The organism is Streptomyces recifensis, assembly GCF_002154615.1.
Classification (GTDB): Bacteria; Actinomycetota; Actinomycetes; order Streptomycetales; family Streptomycetaceae; genus Streptomyces; species Streptomyces griseoluteus.
Genome location: NZ_MUNH01000168.1, coordinates 1 through 6,030, shown reverse-complemented (window position 1 = coordinate 6,030; position 6,030 = coordinate 1). Strand labels below are relative to the sequence as shown.

At 73.1% G+C, this 6,030-nt stretch carries 5 protein-coding genes and 1 pseudogene; 2 read left to right on the top strand and 4 right to left on the bottom strand.

Translation table 11 applies throughout. The features are described 5' to 3' along the window. The 3 genes and pseudogenes from CCN33_RS10860 to CCN33_RS10850 all read right to left on the bottom strand — a co-directional run. Positions 1-141: pseudogene (locus CCN33_RS10860) on the bottom strand (RidA family protein); the annotation flags it as partial. Then, positions 138-902 (bottom strand): IclR family transcriptional regulator, encoded by a 765-nt coding sequence (locus tag CCN33_RS10855; RefSeq protein ID WP_030806910.1) that lies wholly within the window; start codon positions 900-902, stop codon positions 138-140. The gene CCN33_RS10855 and the pseudogene CCN33_RS10860, both read right to left, overlap by 4 nt. Beyond that, entirely contained in the window at positions 899-1,975 is a 1,077-nt protein-coding gene (locus CCN33_RS10850) for a sugar kinase (RefSeq protein ID WP_086693436.1), read from the bottom strand. The genes CCN33_RS10855 and CCN33_RS10850 overlap by 4 nt, the downstream gene beginning before the upstream one ends. 136 nt (positions 1,976-2,111) lie before the next feature. Between CCN33_RS10850 and CCN33_RS10845 the strand changes: the two genes are divergently transcribed. Continuing rightward, complete coding sequence (locus tag CCN33_RS10845; RefSeq protein ID WP_086693435.1) at positions 2,112-3,389, top strand: alanine racemase; 1,278 nt, start codon at positions 2,112-2,114, stop codon at positions 3,387-3,389. 12 nt (positions 3,390-3,401) lie between these two features. Beyond that, positions 3,402-5,012 (top strand): N-acyl-D-amino-acid deacylase family protein, encoded by a 1,611-nt coding sequence (locus CCN33_RS10840; RefSeq protein ID WP_086693434.1) that lies wholly within the window; start codon positions 3,402-3,404, stop codon positions 5,010-5,012. Between the two features lie 12 nt (positions 5,013-5,024). On the opposite strand, the gene CCN33_RS10835 is transcribed toward CCN33_RS10840, so the two are convergent. Next, positions 5,025-5,849 carry a trypsin-like serine peptidase gene (locus CCN33_RS10835; protein ID WP_086693433.1) on the bottom strand — a complete coding sequence of 275 codons (825 nt, stop codon included), beginning with the start codon at positions 5,847-5,849 and terminating at the stop codon, positions 5,025-5,027. Between the last annotated feature and the right edge of the window lie 181 nt (positions 5,850-6,030).

The following is a 6,030-nucleotide window of genomic DNA, read 5'->3' as shown; positions in this document are numbered from 1 at the left end:
GGTGGGGGCCTTGCCCTCCTCGGCGGGCAGGAAGCCGACCTGGCCGGCGACCTGGAGGATGTTGCCCTTCCTGACGCCGTGGGAGAACCTCGCGGGCGGCACCGTGTGGGTCTTCGGGGTGAGGGCGGTCTTGTCGGTCATGCGGTGGGGTCCTTCACTGGGGTTCTTCCGGAGTACTCGCCGCTGATCGCGTCCGCCGTGCGGCGCACCCGCGGGAGCAGGGTGAGGAGTTCGTCGGCGGTGACGACGACGTTCGGCGCGGAGACCGACATCGCGGCGACCACCCGGCCGTCGGCGCCCCGGATCGGGGCCGCGACACAGTTGATGGACTCCTCGTGGCCACCGAGGTCGGTGGCCCAGCCCTGTTCGCGCACCTTCTCCAACTCGCGCAGGAACGCACCCGCGTTGGGGGTGGAACGGGCCGTGTACAGGGGGTATTCGAGCTTCTCCGCCAGCGCCCGGCGCTCGCCCTCGGGCAGATCGGCCAGCAGCAGCTTGGCGACGGCGGCGACCGTGATGGCGACCGGCTTGCCGACGCGCGAGTACATGCGCACCGGGTAGCGGCTGTCCACCTTGTCGATGTAGAGCACCTCGTTCTCCTCGTGCACGGCAAGGTGCACGGTGTGCCCGCACGCCTCGTTGAGCCGGACGAGGTGGGGGTGGGCGATCTCGCGGATGTCGAGGTTCTCCATCGCCTCCTGGGCGAGGGCGAAGAGGCGGGCGCCGAGCCGGTAGCGCTGGTCGGACTGGCGGTAGACCAGGCCGTGTTCGTGCAGGGTGCGCAGCAGGCGCAGCGCGGTGGACTTGTGCACCCCGAGCCGTTCGGCGACCTGGCCGAGGTCGGCGGGGCCCTCCGCGAGCAGCGGGAGGATGCTCAGGGCGCGGTCGACGGTCTGGCTCATGCGGTGCTCGTCCCTTCGGTGGTCGGACCTTCTGCGGCGTCCCCGGTCCAGCCGGGGCCGAGTCGCAGTCTCCCCCACGCTTCGTCGTCCAGGGCGGCCAGCCGGTCGGCGTGGTCGCGGGCGGGCGGGCCGGCGAGGTCGCCGGGGACGGTGAGCGCGGCCGCGGCCATCAGGTGGCCGTGCCGCAGCCGGTCGCGTACGGGGAGCCCGCGCAGGGTGGCGGAGAGGAACCCGGCGGCGAAGGCGTCGCCCGCGCCGACGGTGGCCACGACGTCGACGGTGAGGGCGGGCACGCGCACGGCGGACTCACCCGTGTCCGTGCGCGCGAACACCGTCGCGCCGAGCGGGCCCTCCTTGACGACCAGCACCCGCGGTTCCGGCAGCAGCCGCCGGACCGCCTCGACCCCGCCCCGCGTGCCCCAGGCGTCCTCCGCCTCGTCGGTGCCCACGAACACGATGTCGGCCCGCCGGGCCAGGTCCAGCAGCACCAGGGCGTCCTCGGCCTCGCGCCACAGGCCGGGGCGGTGGTTGACGTCGAAGGACACCACCGGGCGCCCCTCGCGCGGCGCGGTCAGGGTGTGCAGCAGTTCCCGGCACCCCGGTGACAGCGCGGCGGTGATCCCGGACAGGTGCAGCACGCGGCCCGCGTCCAGCGCGGCGAGGTCGGTGTTGTCGACGGCCATCGCGGAGGCGGCCGATCCGGCGCGGTAGTAGGCGACCTCGTGGGCGTCGGTGGCCCGGTCGGCGGCGGTGCGGAAGTAGACGCCGGTGGGCCGCGCCGGGTCCACGCGGACCGCGCCGGTGTCGACGCCGTAGGAGCCGATCCGCTCCACCAGGTGCTGCCCGAAGCCGTCGGCGCCGACCCGGCCGACCCAGCGGGCCGGGTGCCCGGCGGCGGCGAGGGTGCAGACCACGTTGGACTCCGCGCCCCCGATGCCCCGCCGGAAGGCGGGCACGTCGGCGAGGCGGCCGGGGCGGTCGGGAAGGAAGGTGACCATGGACTCGCCCAGGGCGACGACGTCCACGACATCCACGGTGTCGGGGGCGGCGCTGGACGGTCCGTCGGCGGTCACGATGGTCTCGGCTCCTCGTCGGTGGTCCGGGGTGACGACTTCGTTGACCCCGTGTTGGCCGAGATGTTAGACAGCATGGAGCGACATACGCAATGGACGTTGCAGAGAGTGCAACGACGCTGATCAGGAGGCTCGTATGGCCCGTGAGACCGGTTCCGACGCCCTGGCACAGCTCGCCGGGGAACGGGTCGACCACCGTTTCAAGGGCCTTCCGCCGGACGCCGCCGGGCTGACGGTGGGCGAGCTGGCCGCCGAGCGCCGCAACCTGTTCACCGGCGGCTTCGCCACTCCCGTCCTCGCCCTGTCCGCCGAACGCCTGGCGCACAACCTCGCGCTCATGGAGACGTACGCGGCCCGGCACGGCCTCGCCTTCGCCCCGCACGGCAAGACCTCGATGGCGCCGCAGCTCTTCGCCCGGCAGATCGAGCACGGCGCCTGGGGCATCACGGTCGCGGCGCCTCATCAGGTCTGGGTGGCACGGGAGTTCGGCGTCCAGCGGATCTTCCTCGCCAACGAGCTGGTGGACGCGGCCGCGCTGCGCCGCATCGCCGCCGAGCTGGCCGCCGACCCGGACTTCCGCCTCGTGGCCTACGTGGACTCCGTGCGCGGGGTCGAGCTGATGGACGCGGCGCTCACCGGCGCCGCCCGCCCGCTGGACGTGGTGGTGGAGCTGGCGGCCGGCGAGGGTGCCCGCACCGGTGCCCGTACCGAGGCGGAGTGCGCGGAGGTCGCCGCCGCCGTGGCCGCCACCGGCACCCTGCGCCTGGTCGGTGTGGCGGGGTACGAGGGCGAGGTGCCGAAGGCCGATCCCGAGCGGGTCGCCGCCTTCCTGCGCCGGCTCACCGCGCTCGCCGCCGCGCTGGACGCCGGGGGCCTCTTCGGCAAGGCGGACGAGATCGTGGTGAGCGCGGGCGGCAGCGCCTGGTTCGACACGGTGGCCGAGGTGTTCGCCGAGGTCCCCGAGCTGTCCCGCCCGGTGCTGAAGCTGCTCCGCTCGGGCGCCTACGTCTCCCACGACGACGGCCACTACCGCCGCATCACCCCCTTCAACCGGGTGCCCCAGGAGGGCGCGCTGGAGCCCGCGTTCCGGCTGTGGGCGCAGGTGGTCTCCCGCCCCGAGCCCGGCCAGGCGTTCGTCAACGCGGGCAAGCGCGACGCCGCCTACGACCTGGACAAGCCCGAGGCGCAGGTCGTACGCCGGGACGGCGTCGAGCACCCGGCCACCGGTGTCACGGTGACCGCCCTGTCGGACCAGCACATGTGGCTGGCCACCACACCGGAGGCCGATGTCATGGTGGGCGACTGGATCGGCTTCGGCCTGTCCCACCCCTGCACCAGCTTCGACAAGTGGCAGCTCATCCCGGTGACCGAGGCGGACGGCACGGTCGTGCAGTACATCCGTACGTTCTTCTAGGAGGGCAGGGCCGTGGAAGAACTCGTCATCCGGGACGCCGACGTGGTCGACGGCAGCGGGGCGCCCGCCTACCGCGCCGATGTGGTGGTCGACCGGGGCCGGATCGTCTCCATCGTCAAGGAGGCCGCGGCGGCCGGCTGTCAGCGCCCGCGCGCCCGGCGCGAGCTGGACGCGGAGGGCCTGGTCCTCTCCCCCGGCTTCATCGACATGCACGCCCACTCCGACCTGGCCCTGCTGCGCGACCCCGACCACAGCGCCAAGGCCGCCCAGGGCGTCACCCTCGAAGTCCTGGGCCAGGACGGCCTGTCGTACGCCCCCGTCGACGACCGCACCCTTCAGGAGGTCCGCCGGGCCATCACGGGCTGGAACGGCTACGGCGACGACCTCGACCTCGACTGGCGCTCGGTCGGCGAGTACCTGGACCGGCTGGACGAGGGCATCGCGGTCAACGCGGCCTACCTCGTCCCGCAGGGCACGGTCCGCGCGCTGGTCGTGGGCTGGGAGGACCGCCCGGCGACCCCGGCCGAGCTGGACCGGATGCGGCACCTGGTCGCGGAGGGCCTGGAACAGGGCGCGGTCGGCCTCTCCTCCGGCCTCACCTACACCCCCGGCATGTACGCGGACGACGCCGAACTGACCGAGCTGTGCAGGGTGGTGGCCTCCTACGGCGGCTACTACTGCCCGCACCACCGCTCCTACGGCGCGGGCGCCCTTCAGGCCTACGCCGAGATGGTCGCCCTCACCCGGGAGGCGGGCTGCCCGCTGCACCTGGCGCACGCCACCATGAACTTCGGCGTCAACGAGGGCCGCGCCCCCGAACTGCTCGCCCTGCTCGACGCGGCCCTGGACGCGGGCGCCGACATCACCCTGGACACCTATCCCTACACCCCCGGCTCCACCACCCTCGCGGCCCTGCTGCCCAGTTGGGCGAGCGAGGGCGGCCCGGCGCGAATCCTGGCCCGGCTCACCGACCCCGCCACCGCCGAGCGCGTCCGGCACCACCTGGAGGTCACCGGTTCCGACGGCTGCCACGGCGTACCGGCGGAGTGGGAGACCATCGAGATCTCCGGCGTGACCGACCCGGCGCTGGCCGCGTACGTGGGCCGCACGGTGAAGGAGGTGGCCGGGCTGCGCGGCGAGGAGCCGTGGGAGACCGTACGGCACCTGCTGGTCGAGGACCGGCTCGGCACCACGATCCTCCAGCACGTCGGCCACGAGGACAACGTCCGCGCGATCATGCGGCACCGCGCGCACACCGGCGGCTCGGACGGCATCCTCCAGGGCACCAAGCCGCATCCGCGTGCCTACGGCACCTTCCCGCGCTATCTCGGCACCTACGTCCGCGAGCTGGGCGTGCTGTCCCTGGAGAAGTGCGTGGCCCGGCTGACCTCGCGGCCCGCGGCCCGGCTGCGGCTGCCGGACCGGGGCCTGGTGCGCGAGGGCTACCGCGCCGACCTGGTGCTGTTCGACCCGGCCACCGTCGCCGCCGGCTCCACCTTCGCGGCGCCGAGGACGCTGCCGACCGGGATTCCGCACGTCCTGGTGGACGGACGGTTCGTCATCGAGGACGGGCGGCGCACCGACGTGCTGGCGGGCCGGTCGGTGCGCCGCACCCCGGTGTGACGGCCGGGGCGGTCAGGGCTTGGGCAGCGTGCAGCCGGCCGCGCCGAGGTTGAGCTTGTTGCCGGTCGTGAAGCAGGCCGGTATCTGGTAGGTCTCCTGGGCGTAGTTGATGCCCTGACGGACCGTGACCTTGCCGTTCTGGTCGACCTCGCACGGGTTGTTCTCGGTGCAGGACTGGCCGTCCTCGTTGCCCGTGTTGTTGACGGCGACGACCTTGCCGGTGGCGGTGTCGATCACCGGGGAGCCGGAGGTGCCGCCGATGGTGTCGCAGGCGGCGGTGTAGCGCAGCGAGTCCTTCCAGGTCCAGCCGCCCTCCTTGAGCCGGTACACGAACCCGTCCGCGTTGCAGGAGTAGATCCGCTTCCAGTAGCCGGAGACGACCTTGATGCCGCTGCCGGCCACGGGGTGGGTGTCGCTCAGCGGCAGCGCGTTGATGCCGTACGAGCTCCGAATCGCCGCGTAGCTGGTGGTCAGCCGGTACAGGGTGACGTCGGTGTCGGTCATGGTCGAGTACACGACCTGGTTGGCGCGGAGCGTGGCGACCTTGGTGCCGGCCGAGTTCAGCAGGCCGAAGGTGCGGCTGGAGGACTGGCCGGTGATGACCTGGCCGGGCTGCGGGAAGCCCGTCTCCAGGCAGTGCCCGTTGCTCAGCACCAGCGCGGGGTCGCTGTCCGCCGAGTTCGGCAGCCGGACGACGGAACCGGAACAGTTGCTGAGCGACACGGTTCCGGCGAAGTCGACGGTCACCGCCTTGACGTGCGGCGCGGCCACGGCCGGTGTCGCGCCGAACCCGGCGAGCGCCACGGCGGAGAGCGCGGCCAGGAGAGGCTTGTTCATGTGGGGGTCCTCTCTGCGGAAGCGGACGACCGGAGAGCCTCCGGCCGCCCGTATTGTCATGCGCATTGTTATCGGGTTGGCGAGAGAGGACAAGGAGGCGTCACCCGGAGGACGCCGGGCCGACGGGCCGTCAGGCTCAGTGGTGCCGGTGCCGCTTGCCGCCGCGGGCGGGCGTACCGGT